Origin of the sequence: Myxococcus sp. XM-1-1-1 (assembly GCF_020037095.1) — a bacterium.
Taxonomy (GTDB): domain Bacteria; phylum Myxococcota; class Myxococcia; order Myxococcales; family Myxococcaceae; genus Myxococcus; species Myxococcus fulvus.
The window spans coordinates 234,041-255,859 of sequence record NZ_JAIQDH010000007.1; the positions used below are offsets into that span (position 1 = coordinate 234,041).

Annotated in this window: 16 protein-coding genes; 6 read left to right on the forward strand and 10 right to left on the reverse strand. The window is 70.3% G+C overall.

Annotated features, from left to right (window positions below; genetic code table 11):
* Positions 1–12: 12 nt before the first annotated feature.
* From K8640_RS16645 to K8640_RS16680, 8 genes are all read right to left on the reverse strand, one after another.
* A complete protein-coding gene (locus K8640_RS16645; RefSeq protein WP_223747907.1) occupies positions 13–582 on the reverse strand; it encodes an aminodeoxychorismate/anthranilate synthase component II in 570 nt (189 codons plus the stop codon).
* Complete coding sequence (locus K8640_RS16650) at positions 579–2,030, reverse strand: anthranilate synthase component I family protein (RefSeq protein ID WP_223747908.1); 1,452 nt, start codon at positions 2,028–2,030, stop codon at positions 579–581. Before K8640_RS16650 ends, K8640_RS16645 begins: the two co-directional genes overlap by 4 nt.
* Before the next feature lie 49 nt (positions 2,031–2,079).
* Positions 2,080–5,658 carry an AAA family ATPase gene (locus K8640_RS16655; RefSeq protein ID WP_223747909.1) on the reverse strand — a complete coding sequence of 1,193 codons (3,579 nt, stop codon included), beginning with the start codon at positions 5,656–5,658 and terminating at the stop codon, positions 2,080–2,082.
* 21 nt (positions 5,659–5,679) lie between these two features.
* Positions 5,680–6,798, reverse strand: a complete 1,119-nt coding sequence (locus tag K8640_RS16660) for a hypothetical protein (RefSeq protein WP_223747910.1) — start codon at positions 6,796–6,798, stop codon at positions 5,680–5,682.
* Positions 6,785–8,035: a DUF559 domain-containing protein gene (locus tag K8640_RS16665; RefSeq protein WP_223784637.1), complete on the reverse strand. Its 1,251-nt coding sequence runs from the start codon at positions 8,033–8,035 to the stop codon at positions 6,785–6,787. The genes K8640_RS16660 and K8640_RS16665 overlap by 14 nt, the downstream gene beginning before the upstream one ends.
* 207 nt (positions 8,036–8,242) lie before the next feature.
* Positions 8,243–9,439: a cupin-like domain-containing protein gene (locus tag K8640_RS16670; protein ID WP_223747912.1), complete on the reverse strand. Its 1,197-nt coding sequence runs from the start codon at positions 9,437–9,439 to the stop codon at positions 8,243–8,245.
* A 63-nt stretch (positions 9,440–9,502) separates the two neighbouring features.
* Positions 9,503–10,447, reverse strand: coding sequence for an SDR family oxidoreductase (locus K8640_RS16675; RefSeq protein ID WP_223747913.1), 945 nt, complete (start codon positions 10,445–10,447; stop codon positions 9,503–9,505).
* The gene (locus K8640_RS16680) at positions 10,444–11,265 is read right to left on the reverse strand and encodes a lysophospholipid acyltransferase family protein (RefSeq protein WP_141324309.1); all 822 of its coding nucleotides are present in this window, start codon (positions 11,263–11,265) and stop codon (positions 10,444–10,446) included. Before K8640_RS16680 ends, K8640_RS16675 begins: the two co-directional genes overlap by 4 nt.
* A gap of 100 nt (positions 11,266–11,365) precedes the next feature.
* Here K8640_RS16680 and K8640_RS16685 point away from each other — a divergent pair, with 100 nt between their 5' ends.
* The 5 genes from K8640_RS16685 (at position 11,366) to K8640_RS16705 (ending at position 16,891) form a co-directional block, all read left to right on the forward strand.
* Positions 11,366–12,316 carry an ABC transporter ATP-binding protein gene (locus K8640_RS16685; protein WP_223747914.1) on the forward strand — a complete coding sequence of 317 codons (951 nt, stop codon included), beginning with the start codon at positions 11,366–11,368 and terminating at the stop codon, positions 12,314–12,316.
* Positions 12,316–13,344, forward strand: a complete 1,029-nt coding sequence (locus K8640_RS16690) for an ABC transporter permease (RefSeq protein ID WP_223748030.1) — start codon at positions 12,316–12,318, stop codon at positions 13,342–13,344. The genes K8640_RS16685 and K8640_RS16690 overlap by 1 nt, the downstream gene beginning before the upstream one ends.
* A 10-nt stretch (positions 13,345–13,354) precedes the next feature.
* On the forward strand, positions 13,355–14,842 hold the full coding sequence (locus tag K8640_RS16695; RefSeq protein ID WP_223747915.1) for a class I SAM-dependent methyltransferase: 1,488 nt from the start codon (positions 13,355–13,357) through the stop codon (positions 14,840–14,842).
* Between the two features lie 21 nt (positions 14,843–14,863).
* Positions 14,864–16,030: a pyridoxal phosphate-dependent aminotransferase gene (locus K8640_RS16700; RefSeq protein WP_223747916.1), complete on the forward strand. Its 1,167-nt coding sequence runs from the start codon at positions 14,864–14,866 to the stop codon at positions 16,028–16,030.
* 177 nt (positions 16,031–16,207) lie between these two features.
* Entirely contained in the window at positions 16,208–16,891 is a 684-nt protein-coding gene (locus K8640_RS16705) for a LysM domain-containing protein (RefSeq protein ID WP_141324305.1), read from the forward strand.
* 139 nt (positions 16,892–17,030) lie between these two features.
* Here K8640_RS16705 and K8640_RS16710 read toward each other — a convergent pair whose 3' ends face one another.
* Both K8640_RS16710 and K8640_RS16715 read right to left on the reverse strand, forming a co-directional pair.
* A complete protein-coding gene (locus tag K8640_RS16710) occupies positions 17,031–17,999 on the reverse strand; it encodes a fatty acid desaturase (RefSeq protein WP_223747917.1) in 969 nt (322 codons plus the stop codon).
* A 114-nt stretch (positions 18,000–18,113) separates the two neighbouring features.
* Complete coding sequence (locus tag K8640_RS16715) at positions 18,114–19,604, reverse strand: class I SAM-dependent methyltransferase (protein ID WP_223747918.1); 1,491 nt, start codon at positions 19,602–19,604, stop codon at positions 18,114–18,116.
* A 166-nt stretch (positions 19,605–19,770) separates the two neighbouring features.
* Here K8640_RS16715 and K8640_RS42865 point away from each other — a divergent pair, with 166 nt between their 5' ends.
* Positions 19,771–21,816, forward strand: a complete 2,046-nt coding sequence (locus K8640_RS42865; protein WP_305070661.1) for an FtsX-like permease family protein — start codon at positions 19,771–19,773, stop codon at positions 21,814–21,816.
* Positions 21,817–21,819: the final 3 nt, after the last annotated feature.

Consider the following 21,819-nt stretch of genomic DNA (forward strand, 5'->3'; position numbering starts at 1 on the left):
GGTGTGGCTCCGTCAGCGCCGAGCCGCCAGGAAGTTGGCGAGCAGTCGAGGCCCGTGGGTGGTGAGGAAGGACTCGGGATGGAACTGGACGCCCTCCAGCGCGGGCAGCGCCTTGTGCCGCATGCCCATGATGAGCCCCTCGTGCCAGGCCGTCACTTCGAGACACTCGGGCAGGCCCTCCCGCTCCACGACGAGCGAGTGATAGCGCGCGGCGACGAAGGGCCGTGGGAGTCCCTGGAACACCCCCTGGTTCTCGTGCTGGACCTCGGCCGTCTTCCCATGCACGGGGACGGGAGCGCGGACCACCTTCGCGCCGAAGACCTGTCCCAGACACTGGTGGCCCAGACACACGCCGAGCAGGGGGACACGTCCGCCGAAGGCTCGGATGACCTCGAGTGAGACGCCGGCATCCTCGGGCGTCCCGGGGCCGGGGGAGATGACGATGCGCTCGGGCTGGAGGGCCTCGATGTCGCGCACGGTGACGGCGTCGTTGCGCACCACCTTCAGCTTCGCGCCCTGCGCGCCGAGCGCCTGGACGAGGTTGAAGGTGAACGAGTCGAAGTTGTCGATGAGGAGGATCATCGCGTGGCTCCGCTCGCGCGCAGGGCGAGGAGCTGGGAGCGCGCCTTGTTCAGCGTCTCCTTGAACTCCTGGCGAGGCTGCGAGTCGTGGACGATGCCCCCGCCGACCTGCGCGTAGGCGCGGCCGTTCTTCACGAGCAGGGTGCGGATGACGATGTTCAGGTCCAGGTCGCCGTTGAAGGACATGTAGCCGAGCGAGCCCGTGTAGAGACCGCGTGCGTGCGGCTCCAGCTCGGTGATGAGCTGCATGGTGCGAATCTTGGGGACGCCAGTGATGGTCCCGCCGGGGAAGAGCGCGCCGACCACGTCGAGCGGCTCGGTGTCGGGCGTGAGCTGCCCTATCACCTCGGACTCGATGTGGAGGACGTGGGCGTACTCGACGATCTCCATCAGCTTCGTCACCTCGACGGTGCCGTAGGCGCAGACGCGGCCGAGGTCATTGCGCTCCAGGTCCACGAGCATGGCGTGCTCGGCGCGCTCCTTCTCGCTGGTGCGCAGCTCCTGGACGAAGCGGGCTTCTTCCTCGGGCGTGCCCCGGCGGCGGGTGCCGGCGATGGGGCGGGTGATGGCGCGTCCGTGCTCGACGCGGACCAGTCGCTCGGGGGAGGCGCTGACGACGTGGAAGCCGTCGCCTTCGAGGTAGCTGGCGAAGTGGACGGGGTTGGTGGCGGACAGGGTCTCGTAGAGCGCGAGGGGGGCGCCCGGGAAGTCGACCTCGAGGCGCTGCGAGAGGTTGACCTGATACGTGTCTCCGGCGCGGATGTACTCGCGCACGCGCTCCACCGCGTCCAGGTAGCCCTGCTGCGTGAAGTTGGAGCGCGGCTCTGCGAGGGGTGCATCGGCGGCGGGGGGGGCGGGAGGCGAGGTGGGCGTGGCCTGGCGCACGATGGACGCGAGGGTGTCCAGGCGGCGCTGGCAGTCCTCCCAGTCCGAGCCGGTGGCGATGGCGAGCAGGTGCCCTTCGAGATGGTCCACCGCGAGGAAGGTGTCCACGAAGGACAGGGCGATGTCCGGCAGTGCCAGGTCATCGCGCGGGTGGACGGGGAGCTTCTCGAAGTAGTGGTTGGCCTCGTAGGCGAAGAAGCCGACGGCGCCGCCGAGGAAGAGCGGGAGCCCGTCGATGCGGGGGCCGCGCCACCGACGGAACAGGGCTCGCAGTGTGTCCAACGGGGGACCCGGTTGGGGCACGTCGTCGATGAAGCACTTGGGGCCCTTGGCGACGAAGCGCAGGAAGGGGCTCGCGCCGAGGAACGAGTAGCGCCCCTCGTCACTGACGCGGGTGCTCTCGAGGAGGAAACGGTGCTGCGCGGGGAGGGCGCGAAGCAGGTCCACGGGCCGCGGCGCCCCGGTGTCCCACCGTCGATACACGGGAACCTGGTTGAAGCCCTGGGCCACGAGCGCATCGAAGCGCTCGCGGTCCAACGGTGGCGGAAGCGGCCGGGTGCTCATTCCGGGGGCTTCCTAGCAGGAAGTCCCGGAACGGGCATCCGGCGGTGGTTCAGGACGTGCCGGTGCTCTGGGGACCACCCGTCTGAGCCTCGCGCGACTTGCGGGCGTACAGGAGGATCTCGTCCTCGGAGAGCTGGTTCGTGCTGATGGCCGAGCGGTCCGCCTTGAGCTGTTGGACCTTGCCCTCGCGCAGGACGTGGAACTGGCCGGCCTTCTGTCCAGGGAGCTTGGCGTCGGCGTCGACGCGCGCCTCGGTGAACATGGGCTGGAGCTTCCGGAGGGCGTTGTCCTCCTTCACCCGGCCCACGCACCACATGCGCACGTTCTCCCGGCACTTGTAGTCGAAGTCCCCCGGGCTCTGCGTGGCGAGCATGATGCCGAGGCCCGCGGAGCGCGCGCGCTTGAGGAGGCTCTCCATCGGCTCCTTGGTCGCGGGCTTGCTCGTCGCGGGCAGGTACATGTCCGCCTCGTCGAAGAGAATCACGGCCTGGAGCTTCGGTGACGGATGCTGGCTGGCCCAGCGGTGGGTCTCCAGGAGCAGCTGCGACACCCAGAAGAGGATGCGCGAGTTGTCCCCGAGGAACTTGGTGCTGATGATGCTCAAGCGCGTGCGACCGGGCACACCGTGGACGCCGCGCCCGAGCAGTTCATCCAGGTCGAGCCGTTCACCGCTCACGGCCAACAGCGTGCGCAGGTTGATGCGGAGCACGCTGAGGTCCTGGGCCAGCTTGGCGTGGGTCTTCGTGGGGATTCCGTCCGTGGCCTCCAGCAGCGCGGGGTCCTGCGACATGACGAACTGCTGGATGAGTTCGAGGGTGACCTCCTTCCCGAAGGACTGGCTCATCAGCAGCCGGAGGGCTTGGGCGAGCACGGCCTTCGCGGCCTTGTCGTTGGGGCTGGTCCGGTAGTCGAGCATGCCGGCGATGGCGTCCGCGGCCTGCTGGACGCCCTGCTCGCGCTCCTCGGCGGGGAGTGTCTCCAGTCCCTGGGGGACAATGGGAATCGCGAGCGGTCTGCCATCCGAGCGTCCCGGCGTGTAGAGCGCGACGTCGACGCGCTCACGCAGGAGTCGGCGCCGCTCGCGCAGCGTGGCGTCCTCGATGGGCTCCTCCCAGGCCTCGGGGCGGGCGTAGGCGGCGAGGTCGCCCTTCCGGTCCACGAGGATGACGGGGATGCCTCGGAGCAGGAGCTGCTCCAGCGTATTGAGCGCGAGCGTCGTCTTGCCGCTGCCCGAGCCACCGAGGAAGGCGCTGTGCTTCGTCAGCTCGGAGGTGTCGAGCATGACGTTCTGGGGGAGCAGCCCCTCGGAGACGCCCAGGCGCAGGGGGCCGGTGAGCACCACGTTCGGGACAGCGGGGGTGCCTGTCGCGGGTGTCGGGCGGGGCTTGCGCACCAGGTTGACGGGGGCCTCGGGCTTCTGGACGGGCTTGGGGTCCGGGTCGGGCAGCAGATTGCTCACGGGCTTCATCGTCGAGAGGTCCGTGTCGTCATCTTCGGTGGCAGCCGTCTTCGGACCCGCGGCGGGTGGGGTGCTCGCTTGCGGCGTGACGGTGGCGACCTTCCCGGAAGGACGCTTCGAGGACTGCGCGGGAGTCGTCGGCGCGGGAGAAGGGCTTGATGCGTTGCGAGGTGTCGGCGTCGCAGTCGTCGTCACCATGGCGTCCGAGAACAGGCCCGACTGCCGGGGAACGAAGTTGTTCTCGTTCTTCACGTGGACGGGGGCGGGAGGTGACACGGGCGGAGGCGTCACCTCGGCTGCCTTGGTCTCTCGCTTCTCGGACTCCCGCGCGACCGGGTCCTTCGCGGGGCCTGGAGGCGGGAGCGAAGGGCCGAGCGGCTCCAGTCCAAGGATGTCACCCATGGACTTCAGTCGGGTGACGGGACGCGCGGCGCGGCTCCACTCCGCGAGCGCCGCCTGTCCGACGTGCAGGGCACGGAAGTCACGCAGGGCGACCAGCTCGCGGAGGTCACTGTCGCCCAGCACGACGCGTCGCCCGCCTTGCCGGATGAGCTTGCTCAAGGCGTCCGAGACGAGGGTCCCCGTGGACGATGGGAAGTCGGAGGTCCGGATGAGCACCGGAGTCTTCCCCCTCGCGGCGGTGAGGGCCTCGCTCATCTGCCGGCCCAACCCGCCTCCGTGCGGACGGCGCTCGCAGAGCGCGAGGACGAGCTTCTTGCCGGAGGGGTGCACGGCCACGTCCAGCAGGTCGTCTCCGTTGCGCGTCTTCACAGCGAAGCGAGGCGAGCCTCCCATCTCCTCGCTCCCCATCTCGACGGCCCACGCGAGCAGGGCGGTGATGTCGGACGCGTCCTCGGGGAGCTTCTCCTTGTAGGCGGTGCGGAAGTCCGTCCACATCCGGTCCATGTCGACGCCAGCGGGAGGTTGAGGGGCCGGTGGACGCGCGTCTCGACTCGGCAGCGGGAAGGTGTCCGGCAGGCGCTGCAGCTCGATGGCCTTCTCACGGTAGCGACGGCACTCGTTCAGCACGTCCCGGGCACGCTGGCCGGCGAGCTTCTCGAAGCCTTCGGGAGGAATGGGGTAGGTGGGCTCCTCGGGGCGGTACTGCACGCCGCGCTGCTCGTAGAGGAAGCGCAGGCGCCGAGCGACCATGTCGCGAGCGGTGGCCGCGCTGACAGTGCGCTCCAGCGTCACGGGGTCCGGGTCGTTCTCGACGCGGTCGACCATGGCCCGCGTGAGGAGCGGGCGCATCTTCTCCCAATAATCGGAGAGGCAGCAGATGACCACGATGGCGTTGGGCACCTTGCCGGCGATGGATGCCAGGGTATTTATCGCCCGGCGGAAGGCATTCTCAGCCTGGGGGCGCTGCTCGAAGTCGCTGATGTCTTCGATCTGGTCGATGCACAGCACGAGCGCGTGTCCCAGCGCGCTCATGACGCGGCCCAATTGCTCGACCATGCGAGCCGGCGCGTCGTCGGAGGTGCGTGGGACCAACTCGCCGATGACCTTCCGGTCCTCGGGGGTGATGTCCTCGCAGCGCAGCCAGTTGAAGATGCGGCGGTTGATGCGCGGGTCCCGGCGCTGGAAGTAGATGAGCGCGCGCAGCAGGTCCACCTCGACGCCGCGGAAGCGCGGGTCGGAGAGGAGATCGTCCGCCACCGCGCGGACGGTGCCGTGGAGTTCGTCGTCCTCCAGGACCTTCTCCTCGGGCTCGATGAGCGGCGCGAAGAGGCTGGTGCACTGAGCCATCAGCAGGTTCGACAGGTACATCATTCCGCTGTCGTCATCCTGCGCCACGTCGTACGGATGATGATCGATGGAGTCGATGAGGTTGGACAGGATGTACCGGTCGTAGTGCGCCGCATCCACCGTCATGGGCATGTAGCCGGTGAAGCCGCGCTTCTGCTCGTGCGCCGCGTTGCGGAAGGCGCGCACCAGGTGCGTCTTGCCGCTGCCGGACTCTCCGAGCAGGAGAAGGATTTTTCCCGTGTCGGGAGCAGGTGACGACGTTGCCCGGTCCAACAGGCGTTTGAAGGCGCGGCGCGCGGCGGGGTTGAGGGTCTCCACGTCGAACGGGTCGGGCTGCCAGAGGTACTGGCCCTGTTGGACGCTGCTGAAGACCTCGCCGCCGTCGGAGAGGAAGACCTCGAGTCGAGGGTCGCGGGACATGGGCGCTCCTGGAAGGACGAATCAGACGACGACGAAATGGAAACTGGCGCCGTAGGAGCGCACCTCGGACTCGGCGACGTCCTTGGGGTCCATGGCCGAGACGAGGTCCGCACGCGTCAGTGACAGATGCTGGGTGCGGTTGGCCTCCAGGAGCGCGGCGTCGAACGCCTCACGGTTGCTCCACTCGGGCTGGAGGGCTCGCCACACGTGGGAGATGAAAACCTTGTCGCGCCCGAAGCGGCCCGTGGGCAGGGCCCGCGCCACCGAGAGCACATGCTCGGCGAAGGACTCCACGAGGACCGAGGGTGGCGGCGCGGCGGGCGCGGGGGCTTGATTGGGCGCGGACCCGGTGTCGCGTGAGGGCACGGTGTTTCGCGTGGGCGCTGGGGTTCGCTGGGGCGTTGCCCCAGCCTCGCGCGTGGACGCGGTGTTTCGCTGGGGCACAGACCGGGTGTCGCTCGCGGCCGCGGTGGACGACTCAGGGAGGAACCACTGCCGCAGCAGCGTCAGGCGAAGAATCTCCGCGTCGGCGCGAGGTGCCCCAGCGGCGCGGGCAGCGAGCTGCTCCACGGCCTTGCGCGGATTCTTCACCTCGGTGTCGAGCATCTTGCCGAGCAGGTGGGCCTGCACGGCACCCAGGGAGAACGGCCGCTCCGTCTCCACACCCAACTGGCGCCAGAGCAGCCTGTCCCGAATCTGCGACAGGGACGGCTCTCCCTCTCCGACCTCGGGATGGTGCCGGGCGAGCACCGCCGCGCGGACGCCATCCGCGTCGTTCAGGCGGGTGAGCGTGGCCTTGGAAGGTGCGACGTCCAGGCTGTTCGCGAGGAGGTAGGTGGCCTTGAGCTTCTTCCAGGTGAGCCCCTTGGGAAGCTGCTCCAGGCGCAGGAACTGGAGGACGCGCTCCATCCCCGCGCTGGTGAGCGTCAGGCCCGCCTTCTTCTTCGCGGCCACGAGCTCATCGCGCAGGAGCTGCTCCAGCACGGCGTCGAGTCGGGCCTTCCACTCGGGGCGCGAGAGGCGGTGCTCCACGAAGGGGCGCAGGGCATTGCCGAGCTCCGTGCGGGTGCCGCTGCGTTGTGGACGCGGCGCGAGCCAGGTGAGTGCGAGTCCCGCCAACCGGTTGTCAGGGCTGTCCATGCGTTGTCCTTTGCGCGGTGGCTTCTCGCCGCCGGGCCTCCATGAGCGATTCGAGGGTCTTCAAGATGTCTTCACAGTGAGGGTGCAGGTCCTCGTAGAGGAAGCGGGCCACCCAGTAGCCGATGCGCTGGAGCGCCAGGTCCTTGCGTCGGTCCCGACGGAACCGCTCGGGGTCGAGGAAGTGGTGTTGGCCGTCGATTTCGACGGCGAGCCGCAGCTCGCGGCTCAGCAGGTCGACCTCCAGCGGGCGCTTGCCCTCGCCGAGCTCCACCTTGGCGTTGAGGGTGAAGACGTCCTTGGTGGCCGGATGGACCTGCAGGATGTCGTGGTAGAAGAAGTGCTCCATCTTGCTGCGGGCGCGGGCCTCGGACTTCTCGCGCTCGGCGACCATGGCCTCCGCGTTCTCCCGGAAGCGCTCCAGCAACGGCGGCGCGACGTGGGGCTCCGGCTGTGAGGCCGGAGCCTTCTTCTTCGAGGATGCACGTCGAGGGGACGCGAGCTCGCCGACGGGCGCTCCCTGCTCGGAGGTGACGGCGACAGGGTCCGGGAGCTCGAGCAACCCTTCCCGCATCATCGCGAGCGCGTGGGAGTCCTTGCGTCCACGGGTGCCTTCGAGCGCATCGGGTGGCAGCACGCAGGCGACGTGAAGCAGCGGTGCCGCGGAGCAGATGGCGGTCGCGGTGCGGAGGCTGCGCGGGTCGGAAGGGGAGAGCGCCAGGTGGAGGGCGGGGGCGCGGCCTTCGGGGATGATGAGCAACAGCGCGTGGAGGACGCGGAGCGGGTCGTGGGAGATGGCCTCACGGACCTCGTTGGGGAGCGTGCCTGGGGGCGCGGGCTCCGGGGCTTCGAGCAGCTGTCGGCACAGGGCCCACGTCACGGGCTCGGCGTGGGGCGGCTCCAGTCGCTCGAAGAGGACGCGGCGGTCGTGCTGCGTCTTGCCCTCGAAGTGCAGCTCGCGGGAGGAGATGGCGCGCTGGGAGAAGACGACGTAGCTCTCCGCGTCTCGGAAGAGATTGCGCTCACGGGCGAGCTGGGTGGCCCAGGCGGCGACGGTGGAGCGCAGGTCCTCGCTCTGGGCGAAGGCCGCCTTCAAGCCGCTGCGGTGGAGCCATTCCGTCCAGAGCCGGAGCGCGCGCTCCGGGTCGCCCACCAGGGCGCTCAGGGTGGGAATCCCTTCCGCACGGCGCCGGGCATGCCGGTCCAGCGAGTCCAGGAGAGCGGTGTCTGCGGTTGTCACCAAGCCCATGCCCCCACGGGTCCCCGGAGATGGACCCGTCACACCGGGTAGAGCCTGCGCCCTTCATGTCATTCCTTGCAAGCGGCGAGACCCGGTGCATCCAATGTCTCACACCGCCCGCCGGGTCTGTCACGACATCGATGCGAGGAGTGACTCACCCCGTGGTGGTATGGACTGGAGTGACTGTCTTCGTCAGGGGCGCAATCCCTACCGCGGCGCCGGGTCCCCCGCGGGCAGCTCCATCACATCCGGCATCTCCGCCAGCATGTTGGCGTTGGGATAGAGCGTGAGCTGTCCCGCTTGTCGCTCGATGAGCCCCGCGAGCCCGCCGGCCGTCTCCTCGAACGGCGCCCCGTGCGTCTGGAAGGCGAACGCCTCCCACAGCCGCGCCACATGCTCACGCCATGAACTCGGCAGCTTCTGGAACGTCACCCGCGCCTGCTCCGCCAGCGCCGAGGACACCGAGACCTCCCCCCCCGCGAACACCCGACGGCGGAACAACTCCCGCTCCCGGTTCCGCTCCTCGGGCGTCGCCTTCGCCAGCGCGCGGATGCCCGCCGACAGGTCCTTCCACAGCTCCAGCGTCGCCGTGGACGGAATCGTGGTGATGAAGCTGTTCACCATGACATGCATCGCCCCGAAGGACTCCACGTGGTGCCACCAGAAGGGCGGAATCAGCAGCGCCTCCCCGGGCTCCACCACCGCCACGCACGCGTGCTCCATCGCCGTGCGAAACCGGGGGAAGCGCTCCAGGTCCAGGTTCAACAGGTGCACGGGCGTCGTGGGCGCCCCGCCGCCCAGCACGTCCAGCGGCGCGTGGTACAGGTTCTCCAGCTGCTCCGGCGGGAACATCGTCACCCGCTTGGTGCCCTCGAACATGCAGATGAAGTTGATGCAGTCGTCGTAGTGCAGGTTCACCACCTGCCCGTCCGAGCCCACCCAGAACTTGCTCTCCACCCCCAGCGGGTCGCTGAACGACAGGAAGTCGAACCGCAGCTTCTCTCGCACGTGGGACTGCTCGAGCATCCCGTTCTGCATGTACACGTACTCGCCCGTGCGCACCGCCGCCTTCAGCCGGTCCGCGAAGTCCGCGAAGCTGCCCTGCTCGGGCATCACCGCCACGCCCCCCTCCGCGTCGCTCACCACCAGCTTGGGCCGGTAGTGCCCGCCCGACTCCGGAGGCAACACGCAGAAGTAATGCTGCGGCCGCTCCCCCAGCTGCGCTTCCAGCACCGCGAGCTTCCCGTCCAACGTCCCCTGCGAGCGGAACGCGTCCAGCGCCCCCGAGGCGTCCAGGAGCCCCCGGACGATGACCGGCTCACGGTAGTGCCACTCCCGCAGCTCCTCGAGCGACGGGCGCTCCAACCTGCGGACCGGCCTGGCGGAAAAGGGCAGGGGCTTCATCGGCATGGGGCTCCAACTCGCGGCACGAGGGGGCCCTCACGCTACCACGTCCACGCGGGGGCCCTAGATGAGCCCCCCGGACACGGGCGGCGGCGCCGCTTCACGGTAGATGCGCAGCGTGTCCGCCACGCTGTGCCGGTACTCGAACCCCGTCGCCTCCAGGAAGCGCCGGTTGTCCACCACGATGGGATAGCGCAGGTGGTCCAGCGCCCCCACCGACAGGCGCGGGAGGCCCGCCCGCCCCAGCAGGAACGACAGCACCTGCGCCGGCAGCGGCACCGCCGTGCGCCGCGTCTCGCGCACGATGACCGACAGCGGAATCGGCGGAGGCCCCGCCACGTTGAAGATGCCCCGGATCTTCTTCTCCAGCGCCAGCTGCAGCGCCGTCACCACGTCCTCCTCCTGGAGCACGTGGAACAGCGGGTCATAGCCGAGCACCATCGGCACCCGTCGCCCCTTGAGGAACGAGGCCAGCGTCCCCGTGCCCGGCGCGCCCAGCGTGTACGGCAGCCGCAGCACCGCCGTCGTCACCTCGGGCAGGCGCCACAGCGCCGTCGCGGCGTACAGGTCCGCGGCCACCAGGTCCGCCAGCTCCGGGATGGCCTCCAGCGCGCGCGGCGGCTCGTCCTCGGAGTGGTACAGCGGCGAGTCCGGCGCCGCGCCATAGAAGGTGTGCCGCCCGACGAAGAGCAGCTGCTTCACGCCGTGCGTCGCGCAGTGGTCGAACACCGCCTTGGTGCCGTCCAGGTTGATGCGCCCGCGCTCCGCGCCCGGCACCGTGAAGGCCGTGACGGTGGCCATGTGCACCACCGCGTCCGGACGCCAGCGGCGGAAGACGTCCTCGGCGACGCGCTTTCGCACGTCGCCGCGGAACACCTGGATGTCCGCCTCCTGGGCCGTGTCCCACGGACGGATGTCCACCCCCGCCACCTCGTGGCCCGCCCGCTTCAACCGCAGCGCCAGCTTGCGCGCGATTCCTCCGGAGATACCCGGGATGAGCACCCTCATGGCAGCAGCTTTCTGGCCAGCCCGCGGTGCTGTCGCCCCGCCCGGCCGCGCTCGATGAGACCCGCGATGCGCTCCTTCACCTTCGCCACATACCCCTCGATGACGTGGTCCTCCTCGTCCCCGGTGCCCCGGAAGACGAGCGGCTCGCCATAGTGGATCTCCAGCCGCACCGGCAGCGGCACCGGCAGCAGGTACGGCGTCAGCGGCACGTACGGCACCCCCAGCAGCCTGCCCAGCGTGTACGCGTTGAACACCGTCGGGATGGCCGAGCCGCCCCCCAGGAACGCGAACGGGATGATGGGCGAGCGCGTCTGGAGCGCCAGCCGCACGAAGCCCGTGCCGAAGTCCACCAGCGAGTAGCGGTCCGGGAACAGCTTCGCCGTGCCGCGCGCGCCCTCGGGAAAAATCATGAGCAGCCGGTCGTCCTCGAGCAGCCGCCGCGCGTGCTCGGGCAGGCCGGTGAACTGGCCGGTGCGGCTGGCCCACAGCGAGGAGACGGGGAACTTGTGGAGGAATCGCTCCACCATGCCCTGGGCGAGCCGGGGCGGGTCCATCTCCAGCAGGGTGGACGTCAGCACCATGGCGCCGTCCACGGCCACTCCGCCGGAGTGGTTGCCCACGAGCATGCCCCGGCCCCGGGCGGGGATGTGCTCGATGCCGTGGCAGCGCACCCGGAAGTAGTACCGGTAGATGAGCGCGAAGACGCGCAGCGCATCCCTCACGTGCTTCCGGGAGATTCCGTACGGGTCCACGCCGTACTCGTTGAACGGCAACTCCAGCCGGTCAACCCGCGCATCCAATCCGTCGCTCAGGGCCACGGCGGCGGACCGTAGCACCCCCGGACGCGGCCCGCCGCATTCCACGCGCGCGCCGTTGGGCCCAGGCCCGCCTTGGGCCATACTGCCGCCCACTCCCCCCATGACATCCCCAGACGAGCTCGCCATCGAGGTGAAGGGACTGGTCAAGCGCTTCGGCGACGTCACCGCCGTGGACGGCATCGACCTGGACATCCGACGCGGCGAGTGCGTGGGCCTGCTCGGCCCCAACGGCGCCGGCAAGACGACCACCGTCGAGATTCTCGAGGGCCTCCAGGAGCCGACCTCCGGTCATGTACGGCTGCTCGGGCTGGACTGGAGGCGCGACGCGACGAGGCTTCGCCAGCGCATCGGGCTGACGCTCCAGGAGACGAAGCTGGTGGAGCAGCTCACGGTGGAGGAGACGGTGCGGCTGTTCGCGTCCTTCTATCCGCGCCCGCTGTCGCTCGAGGAGCTGATTGGCATGGTGCAGCTGGGCGAGAAGCGGCACGCCCGGGTGGGCAAGCTGTCGGGCGGCCAGCGGCAGCGGCTGGCCCTGGCGCTGGGGCTGGCGGGAGACCCGGACCTGCTCTTCCTGGACGAGCCGACCACGGGCCTGGACCCGCAGTCGCGCCGGGCCCTGTGGGACGTGGTGGCGACGCTCAAGGCCAAGGGGCGCACCGTGGTGTTGACGACGCACTACATGGACGAGGCGGAGGTGCTCTGCGACCGGCTGGTCATCATCGACCGGGGGCGCGTCATCAGCCGGGGCACGCCCGGGGACATCGTCGCGTCGCTGGGGGCCGAGCAGGTCATCGAGCTGGAGGCGGAGCCGTCGCTCGACCTGGAGCGGCTGTCGCCCCTGCCCGCGGTGGTCTGCGCGCAGCGTCACGCGGACCGGCTGTCCCTGCGGGTGAGGGCGCTGCACGAGGCGCTGCCGTGGGTGCTGCGCGAGGTGGAGGCGTCCGGCGCGAAGCTCAAGCACCTGTCCACGCGGCGGCCCACGTTGGATGACGTGTTCATCGGATTGACGGGGCGCTCGCTGCGCGAGGGTAACGAGGAGAAGGCGGCGTGATGGGCTCGCTGGGTGAGCTGGTGTTGATGCGCCTGCGGGTGCTGTGGCGGCAGCCCGAGGTGCTGTTCTGGACGTTCGTCTTCCCCATCGTCACCACGCTGGTGCTGGGGCTGGCCTTCCGCAACGAGTCGCTCGGGCCCGTGCGCGTCGCCATCGCGCAGGGCGAAGGGGCCCCCGAGCTCTCCGCCCGGCTCGCGGGCACGCCGGAGCTGGAGGTGGAGACGCTGGAGCTCCTCGAGGCGCGCCGTCAGCTCGCCCGGGGGCGCGTGATGCTGGTGCTGGTGCCCGGCACGCCGGAGCCCGAGGCGCTGGTGGACCCCAGCCAGGCGGAGGGGAGGACGGCGCGGCTGCTCGTCATGCAGGCCCTGTCGCGCGCGCCGGATGCGCCTCGGCTGGAGGCGGTGCGGACGACGCCGGTGTCGGAGCCGGGCAATCGCTACATCGACTTCCTCATCCCGGGCCTCCTGGGGATGTCGTTGATGTCCTCCAGCCTGTGGGCGCTGGCGGTGCCGCTGGTGTCCATGCGCGGCGGCAAGCTGCTCAAGCGACTGGCGGGCACGCCGATGTCGCGCACGCACTTCTTCCTGGCCTTCTTGCTGGGGCGCACGGCCTTCGCGGTGCTGGAGGTCGCCTTCTTCTGCGCCTTCGCGCGCTGGCTCTTCGGGGTGCCGATGTTCGGCAGCTACGTCGCGCTGCTGGGCATGGGGCTGATGGGCGCCATGTGCTTCGCCTCGCTGGCGCTGCTGGTGTCCATTCGCGCGCACAACGAGGAGGCGGTGGGCGGGCTGGTCAACCTGGTGTCCATGCCGATGCTGTTCCTGTCCGGCGTCTTCTTCGCGTCGGACAACTTCCCGGGCTGGTTGCAGCCGGTCATCCACGCGCTGCCGCTGACGGCGCTCAATGACTCGCTGCGCGCCATCATGCTGGAGGGGACGTCGTTGATGGCGCTGGGGCCGGCCATGTGGGTGCTCGCGGCCTGGACGGTGCTCCCCCTGGTGGTCGCGCTGCGCTGGTTCCGCTGGGTCTGAAGGAGAGTCCATGTCGAAGCCTCCCGCGTCGCCCGCCTTCGTGCAGCAGCTCAACTTCCTCGGCCGTGACGCGAGCAACGAGTCGGCGGCGCTCCAGGCCGCGTTCTCGCTCGGGCTGTTCGGACAGCTCTCCGCGGGGCCGGGCGCGTGGCCCCTGTCCCTGGACTCGCTGGCCGAGCACCTGGGCGCGAATCGCCGCGGAGTCCGCGCCATCCTCGAGCCGCTGGTGGGCCTGGGCTTCGTGTTGTTCCAGGAGGGCCAGGGGTATCTGCTCGCGGAGGACACGGCCGCGTTCCTCGCGGATGCGTCGTTCCGTGCGCGGCTGCGGGCGGTGCCGGACTGGTGGCACGTGGTGGCGAAGCTGCCCGAGGCGGTGCGCACCGGCGCCGCGGTGGACGGGCGGGATTTGCTGGGGTGGTTTCGCGCCCTGTTCCTGGAGCCGTCGCCTGCCGCGCCCAACGCGCGGGCCGAGGAGTTCTTCGACCGGTACGCGCGCAACTTCGCGCGCACGCAGGCGCTGGTGACCGCCGCGGAGCTGGGGTTGCTCATGCGGCTGGTGGAGACCGCGACGCCTCGCGACGAGCTCGCCGCCGGGTTGAAGGTGCACCCGGAGGGGCTGGGCGTGCTCCTGGGCGTGCTCGCCTCGCTGGGCGTGGCGCGGGAGGAGGCGGGGCGCTGGTCCTTCACGGAGGCGGCGGCGCGGATGCTCGACGCCACGAGCCTGCCGTACTTCCAGCGCGCGCTGCCGGCGACCATGGCGTATTGGGAGGCCTTCGGACATCTGGGCGAGGCCGTGCGCGAGCAGCGCTTCCGCCTGGACCTGAGGGACCCGGAGACGGCGCGCCGCATCTACCAGGAGAACGCCTCGCGCATCTCCGGCATCTTCGGCTCGCACCTCCGGCTGAGCCGCAAGGCGGCGGAGCTGGTGGGGCAGATGCGCTCGCTCGCTGGCGCGCGGGTGCTGGACGTGGGCACGGGCTCGGGCGTGTGGGGCGCGGCCTTCGGGCTCGCGGCGCCCACGACGCACGTGACGTACCTGGACTCGGTGCACGTGCTGGACGCGGTGCGCCCGCACCTGACGAAGCTGAAGCTGGAGGCGCGCTCGCGGCTGTGGGAGGGGGACTGCCTCTCGGTGGACTACGGCGAGGCGGAGTACGACGTCATCCTCCTGCCGCAGATCATCCCCGCGCTGCCGCCCGATGCGCTGCCGGGCTTCTTCGCGAAGCTCGCGCGGGCGCTCAAGCCCGGCGGGCTGCTCCTCATCTCCGGCTATCTCTTGACGGACCGCCGCGACGGGCCGCTCGACGCGCTCTACTTCGCGCTGCGGCGCTACGTGTCCAATGAAGGGGACGTGCTGTCCCTGCCGGAGTTCCAGGCGCTGCTCTCGCCCGTGGGCCTGACGTCGGCGCGAGCGTTCGACATGCCCATCCAGCAGGTGGTGGTGGCGCACCGCGGGGATGTCGCCTGGCCCGAAGTCGCCGCCGTGCCGGCCGCCTGAGTCCTCACATCCGGAGTCGAGATGGAACCGCTGCGCTCATTCTTCATGGAGGACTACCTGGAGGGCTCGCGGTTCACCGCGCGCTACAACCTGGGTGAGTCCGGAGGCCGTCCCGTCACCGTGGGCGAGCTCTTGACGGGCTCGGGGGTGAGCCCCGACGAGGCCTCGGCCGTCTTCCTGTCCACGTTGCTGCGCGACAGCCCCAACTGGGGACGCGCGGACCTGCGCGACCTGGTCGCCGCGATGCACCCGGGCGCCACGCGGGAGAACGTGCTCATCACCACGGGCACCAGCGAGGCGCTGCTGCTGCTGTTCCGGCAGCTGCGTCCGCGCAAGGTGGCGCTGGCGTGGCCCGCGTTCCAGCTCCTCTATGAGCTGCCCATGCAGCAGGGCGCGCAGGTGGTGCGGCTGCCGGTGCGCTGGGACGAGCGGGGCCGGCCGTCCATCGACGCGGGGGACTGGGTGGCGCGGCTGGAGCGCGAGCGCCCCGACGTGGTCATCCTCAACACGCCCCACAATCCGAGCGGCCTCGTGCTGGACGCGGGCCTCTTGGACACCGTGGCGAAGTGGGCGGACGCGAACGGGGCCACGGTGGTGGGCGACGAGCACTACCGCTTCCTGTCCTCCGAGGACGCGGTGCTGGGGGCCACGGTGTATCGGCCGGGCACGCGCTCGTTCGTGACGGGCTCGTTCATCAAGTGCCTGGGCTGTCCGGGGCTGCGCATCGGCTGGTGCGTGGGAGACACGGCGATGCTGGCGCGGATGCAGAACGAGAAGAACTACACGACGCACACGGTGAACCCGGTGACGGAGTGGATTTCGTACGAGGTGCTCAAGGACCTGCACAGCCCCGCGCTGAAGCGGGCGCGCGAGGACTGGCTCCAGAACCGGCGCACCCTGGCTGCGTTCCTGGAGCGCTCGCGGGGCGTGTACGGCACCGCGCCCCAAGGGGGCCTCGTCACCTGCATCGGCGTGAAGGGGGCCCTGGAGCCCGCGGCCTTCACCTCGCGGCTGGAGGCCCTGGCGGCGGAGGGCGTCTTCGTCCTGCCGCTGAGCGCCATGGAGGTGGGAGATCCAAACGGCAGCCACCCGCTGGAACGGGGCCACGGCTTCCGGCTGGGACTGGGCGCCGAGCCCGCCCATTTCGCGGAAGCGCTCGCGGTGATTGAGCGCGCCACCGCGCCGTGAACCCTCTCGGAGTGAATACGCGCGGAGATTTGTCACTCTCCGTCTGGAAATCTCTCGCGGAGACGGGGGCTGCTCTACAGCCCGGGTAGAAATCTCACAATTTTGTAAACAGGCAGAGAATTGCGGGGCGATCAGCAACTCAGCCAGGGGAACCCCGAGAATAGGGCAGGAGCTTTTATGGCCAACTACCGGATCAATCCTCGTGAGCGCCGTACGACCCCCAAGGACTACGTGATTCAGCGTGGCGACACGCTCACGAAGCTGGCGGCTCGGTTCGGCACCACCGTCGACAAGCTGGCGCGCGACAACAACATCGCGAACAAGGACCTCATCTTCACGGGCGCGTCCCTGAAGGTGGGCTACTCCGGCAAGGACACCTTCGAGCCGAGCGGCTCGCGTCAGGGCCTCCGCGGCGGTGGTCGTCCGACGGGCGGCCAGGACGTGGGCGGTCCCACGGGCGTGGGTCCCAGCAGCGCGTCGTCGGGGATGTCCCGGCTGGCGGATGCCGCGCGCCGCGCCGCGATGGGCATGGGCGGCTACAACAGCCAGGGCCTGTGCGCCACGGGCGTCAGCCGCGCCATCCGCGATGCGTACGGCATCGGCGTGTCCGGCAACGGCAACCAGATCGACAACAACCTGCCGCGCGACAAGTTCAAGCAGGTCAACATGTCGCTGGAGGAGGCGCTGAAGATTCCGGGCCTCGTCCTCACGTGGGAGAGCACCTCCACGCGCCTGGGCAGCATCTACGGCCACACCGCCATCACCCTGGGCGACGGCCACTCGTCCGCGAGCGACTTCATCGAGCGCAACACGACGAACAGCGGCCGCACCGGCTTCAAGGTGTTCATGCCCATCGAGTAGCGCCCGGCCCACACCGGCGATGCTCCAGAAAGCCTCGGTCCCTTCAGGGGGCCGGGGCTTTTGCGTTTCGGCGTGACGCCTGGAGCCAGGGGGCCCCGGAGCGGTGAGGCCCTCGGGGCTCGCTGCGCCCTCGGCTTCGCTACCGCAGCAGCGCGGAGAAGGAGTGGTCCCTGGCCGAGTAGTCCGCGTCCTCGAGCAGCAGCTGGTGCACGCGGCCCTGGAACGCGGTGGGGACGGCGGGGAACAGGTGGTGCGTCAGGTGGTACTGGTCATGCCGGGGGAAGAGCACCCGGTTGAGCCAGCCCCACGCGAAGATGTGATTGCGCGAGCGGTGGAACTCATCCGCCGAGCCGATGACCCCCGCGTGGTCCACCGCGTCCGACCAGTAGCGAATCACCTGGTACGGCACCACGTACGGCACCACGTAGAAGAGGGCGAACGCCTTCCAGCCGATGCCCCACTGCGCCAGCGCCGCCAGCCCCGCGATGAAGCCCCACCGCGCGAGCGTCACCATCCACGGGTCCGCGCGGTGGAAGAGCACCGGCTTGAGGAACGCGGGCAGGTGCATCAGCGTCAGCGGCCGCAGCAGATGGTCCTTCACGAACGGCCGGTCGGCTTCCGCGAAGCCGAAGCGGCGGCGGGGCGCGAAGTCCAAATCCTTCTGCGCATCCCCCAGGTGCAGGTGGTGCGTGAAGTGCTCGCGCGTGTACGGCTCCAGCGCCGTCCAGTCGATGATGGCCAGCACATGGCCGAGCGCGCGGTTGCGGCGCTTGCCGCGCACGAACATGCCGTGACAGGCCTCGTGCAGCATGTTGCCCAGCGCGCGGAAGCGGGTGCCGATGAAGAAGGCCACCAGCGGGTAGAGCACCCAGCCCGCCCAGGGATGTATCGCCAGCAGGCTCGCGCACCCGAGCGCCGCGCCCGCGCCGAGACCGATGTGAAACAGCAGATGTCCCACGCCGCCCGGCAGGGAATGCGAGTGATAGCCCAGCGAGGCCACCCGTCGGGCGAACCGTCCACGGAGCTTCGCGGCGATGGACCCGCCCCGCTCGCCCGTCTCGGGTGAGGTCTGGGTGTCAGGGCTGTCGAGCTGCGGCGCTGCGCGCATCAGGACCTTTCAGGGGTCTTGCTCGAACGCGGGGGGAGTCGGAACGGTAGTCGGGGTGCCGCGCCACGAGCAAGCAAGGGGCCGTGAAATCCCTGGCTCTGACGCGGCGCGTGCTCAGTCCGCCAGTCGGGAGGGCAGTTCCACCCCGGGCCGGGCCGCCAGAATCATCTCCTGTGTGGGCAGGGGGATGCACACGGACGAGGACAGCCCCACCGCCTGCAGGAGCTGTCCGTACTCGGAGGCGGACAGCAAATCCCCCTCGTTGGTCATGAACCGCCGCAGACCGAAGTACAGGTGGTCCAGCGGACCGTCGCGCCGCTCGTTCAAGACATACTCGGCGATGAGCAGCACGCCGTCCGGCTTGAGCGCCCGGGCCACGCGCGCGAACAGGCCGGGCAGGCTCTCCGGCCTGAGCACGTTCAAGACCTGGGGAAGGATGATGACGTCGAAGGCCGCCTCGCCGAAGTCGTGGGTGAACAAATCCCCAGGCCAGAAGCGCGCGCGGTCCGCCACCTGGAGCCGCGCCAGGTTCGTCTTCACCTGCTCCAGCACCACGCCCTGGTCGAAGTAGGTGACGTGGGTGGTGGGCGTCGCGCGAGCGAAGGCCGCGCCCCACACGCCCGAGCCCGTGCCGATGTCCAGCACCGCCGCGCCCTCCAGCGGGTGCGCCTTCGAGAGCGTGGTGGCCGCCTTGCGGCTGAGCTGGAAGTGCGACGCGAACACCGCGGTGATCTGATTGGAGTTGTCCGCGTAGAAGCGCCGGCTCACCTCCGGGTCCTTCAGGTCCAGGATGAAGCGCTCCTCGCGCACCGTCTCGTCCAGTCGGCCCAGCGCCTCGGTGTACTGCGCGGACACGCTGAGCGAGCGCACCAGGTACGCCAGCGCCTTGCCGTCGAGGAGCCGCTTCGCCTCCGTGCTCAGCCCGAAGGTCTCGCCCTCGCGCGTCACCAGCCCCAGCGCCTCCAGCACCTCCACCACGACGCGCAGCCCCGTCGTGCTCAGGTACGTGGCCGCGCCCAGCTCCGGCAGCGTGCGCGGCGCGGACGCGAGCAGCTCCAGGAGGCCCAGCCTCCCCGCGGTGATGAGCACCTGCGTGCGCGCGCCGCTCCGGGCGAAGCGGTCGAAGAAGTCCTCCGCGCTCCCGGCGGTTGCCTTGGCGCGCGTGTCCTCCAGGAACAGCGCGCGGTAGTGCCCGAGCACGTCCCAGCGCTGGCCCTCGTGCTCCACGGGCTCGCCTCGCTTCACCGCCTCGTCGAGCAGGGACAGGGGCCCCCACCAGGGCAGCTCGGCGCGCAGCCGCTCGAGGAAGGTGGCGTCGCGCAGGAACGTCGCGGCATGACGCGTCAGGGCGAAGCGGCGCGTGTCATCCAGGGAGGCGTAGCCCAGGCAGACGAGCAGCTCGAGCAGGGCGCGCAGCCCGCGGGGCGAGGACTTCGTCGCGGTGGCCAGGGCATCGAGCGAACACGCGGTGGTGGTGCCCTCCACCGGCAGTGCGTCGAAGAGGCCCAGGCGGAGCGAGGCGCGCAGGAGCGCGGACTCGTTCGCGGCGTTGCGTGCCCAGAAGTGGACCGACTGCGCGAGGGAGGGGCTGGGGGTGGCCGACATGCACTCGCAGCTTGGTCCGGTCGTCTCGCGTCGCGCAACCCGGCGGGGCGCATCGCTTGTATCGCCCGGGTGGGTTCTCTATCGTCGGGGGCTCCACGTCCGGTCGAGGACGCCCGCCCGCCCCGCTGGGGCGAGGGTGCAGGGTCCGCATCGCGAGGAGTCTCCATTGACGTTGCTGTCCTTCGCGCTTCAGAGCGTCGTGGCCCGGCCTCGGAGCTGGGTGGTCGCATTGCTGGCGCTCGGCTCCGCGCTGCTGCTCGCGTTGGGGCTCGCGATGGTGGCCGGTATCTCCGAGGGCACCCAGCGCAGCGTCATCGAGAGCGGCGCGGGGCACTTCCTCGTCTACAACTCCCAGTCCGCCGAGAAGGCCGTGGTGGTGACGGGCCCCACGGGCGCGCCGGTGCTGATGCCGCTGCCCGACTACCCGTCACTCGAGACCCGGTTGCGACAGACACCGGGTGTCCAGGACGTCGTGCCGCTCGAGGTGGGCATGGCCGCGACGTTCCGCGGCAACTACCTGGACGACAAGCTCTCCACCGCGCGCGCCGTGGCCCGTCAGCCTCCCTCGCCCGAGCGCGACGCGCGGCTCTCGCGGCTGGCCACCGATTTGGAGCGCACGCTGCGCGACGTGGCGCGCGACGCGGACCGTCAGACGGAGGCCTTCCTCACCGCCGACGAGGCGCGCATGGACCGCGCGGCGCTGGAGGAGACGTCGAAGCCCGCGTTCTGGGAGCGCTTCCGCGCCGAGCCCCTGGTGGCGCTCGAGTACCTGGAGAACCACGTCGCCCGGCAGGTGGGCGAGGGCGAGTCCATCGACATCGAGTACCTGGGCAGCGACCTGTCCCAGTTCGCCCGCGCCTTCCCACGCTTCGAGATGGTGACGGGCACGCTGCCGCCCGAGGGACACCGGGGGCTGCTCCTGGGCCACGGCCTCTACGAGCAGCGCTTCAAGCTGCCGGTGGCGGCGCGGCTGGATGAGCTGAAGCGGGAGCTGGACCGGGGCGCGCTGCTCGCGGAGGACGAGCGCCTGCGCACGCTGGTGGAGCGCGCCTCGGCGGAGCTGCCGGACCTGCTGGCCCGCGTGGACGCGGAGCGCTCCGATGCCGCGCGCGCGGTGCTCCAGCGTGTCCTGGGGCACGCGGGGGAGCCGGAGGCCCTGTGGCGCGAGTTCCTGCAACTGGACGACGGAAACTTCGCCGCCCGTCACCAGGTCTTCTACGCGGAGCTGGCGCCCCTGCTGCCGCTGTACCGCGTGAAGCCCGGGGACACGGTGGTGCTCAAGGGGTTGGACTCGCTCGTCAACGGCGTGCCGCTCAAGGTGTGGGGCACGTATCGCTTCCGGGGACTCGGCGGGGACACCAGCCGCGTCAACACGCTGAGCCTGATGGACTTGGTCAGCGCGCGCTACCTGTCCGGGCGCCTGTCGCCGGACATGGTGGAGGAGGCGAAGCGAGACGCCCAGTCGCTGGGGCTCGACTTCCTGTCGGAGGCGGAGGTGGACCAGCTCAAGCCGGCCACGGTGGTGGAGGTGGAGACGGTGCCCGCGCGCGCGACGGACATCCCCGACTTCCCGCGCGCCCGCGCCTGGCCGGACACCTTCTCCGCGACGGAGCTGCGCGGAGGCAGCGTGCTCCAGGCCGCGGTGGTGGTGGCTCCGGACGCGGACCCCGTTCGGGTGGCCGAGGTCGTGGTGCAAGAGGGCACGAGCGCCTCGGCGCCGCTGGCCACGGTGGACTGGGAGGCCGCGGGCGGCTTCATCAGCGGCGTGGTGGGCATGACGCGGGTGGTGCTGCTGGCCTTCTCGGTGATGCTGTGCCTGTTCGTGGTGCTGGTCTCCGCGGGCACGCTGCTGCTGCTCGCGCAGGAGCGCGTGGGCGAGGTGGGGACGATGCGCGCGGTGGGCATGCAGCGGCGGGACGTGTTCGGCTCGCTCTTGATGGAGGGGCTCCTGCTGGGAGGCCTGGGCGCGGGCGTGGGCATGGCGCTCTCGGCGCTGCTGCTGTTCGGGTCGATGGGAGATGGCATCTCCGTCACCGACGAGGCGCTCCAGTTCTTCATGGGCGGCCCCGTGTTGATGCCCCGGCTGTCGTGGGGACAGGGCCTGGGGGTGTGGCTGGGCGTGGTGGGCGTGGTGGTGGTGGCGTCGCTGGTGCCCGCGTGGCGGGGCAGCGCGGTGCCACCCGCGGTGGCGATGCGAAAGAGGGAGGACTGAGGC

Excerpts from the sequence above, each read along its gene's own strand:
- K8640_RS16690 (WP_223748030.1), top strand. The coding sequence starts at position 12,316 with ATGGGCTCGCTGGGTGAGCTGGTGTTGATGCGCCTGCGGGTGCTGTGG.
- K8640_RS16705 (WP_141324305.1), top strand. The coding sequence starts at position 16,208 with ATGGCCAACTACCGGATCAATCCTCGTGAGCGCCGTACGACCCCCAAG.
- K8640_RS16660 (WP_223747910.1), bottom strand. The coding sequence starts at position 6,798 with ATGGACAGCCCTGACAACCGGTTGGCGGGACTCGCACTCACCTGGCTC.
- K8640_RS16655 (WP_223747909.1), bottom strand. The coding sequence starts at position 5,658 with ATGTCCCGCGACCCTCGACTCGAGGTCTTCCTCTCCGACGGCGGCGAG.
- K8640_RS16685 (WP_223747914.1), top strand. The coding sequence starts at position 11,366 with ATGACATCCCCAGACGAGCTCGCCATCGAGGTGAAGGGACTGGTCAAG.
- K8640_RS16700 (WP_223747916.1), top strand. The coding sequence starts at position 14,864 with ATGGAACCGCTGCGCTCATTCTTCATGGAGGACTACCTGGAGGGCTCG.
- K8640_RS16695 (WP_223747915.1), top strand. The coding sequence starts at position 13,355 with ATGTCGAAGCCTCCCGCGTCGCCCGCCTTCGTGCAGCAGCTCAACTTC.
- K8640_RS16670 (WP_223747912.1), bottom strand. The coding sequence starts at position 9,439 with ATGAAGCCCCTGCCCTTTTCCGCCAGGCCGGTCCGCAGGTTGGAGCGC.
- K8640_RS16715 (WP_223747918.1), bottom strand. The coding sequence starts at position 19,604 with ATGTCGGCCACCCCCAGCCCCTCCCTCGCGCAGTCGGTCCACTTCTGG.
- K8640_RS16675 (WP_223747913.1), bottom strand. The coding sequence starts at position 10,447 with ATGAGGGTGCTCATCCCGGGTATCTCCGGAGGAATCGCGCGCAAGCTG.
- K8640_RS16650 (WP_223747908.1), bottom strand. The coding sequence starts at position 2,030 with ATGAGCACCCGGCCGCTTCCGCCACCGTTGGACCGCGAGCGCTTCGAT.
- K8640_RS16710 (WP_223747917.1), bottom strand. The coding sequence starts at position 17,999 with ATGCGCGCAGCGCCGCAGCTCGACAGCCCTGACACCCAGACCTCACCC.
- K8640_RS16645 (WP_223747907.1), bottom strand. The coding sequence starts at position 582 with ATGATCCTCCTCATCGACAACTTCGACTCGTTCACCTTCAACCTCGTC.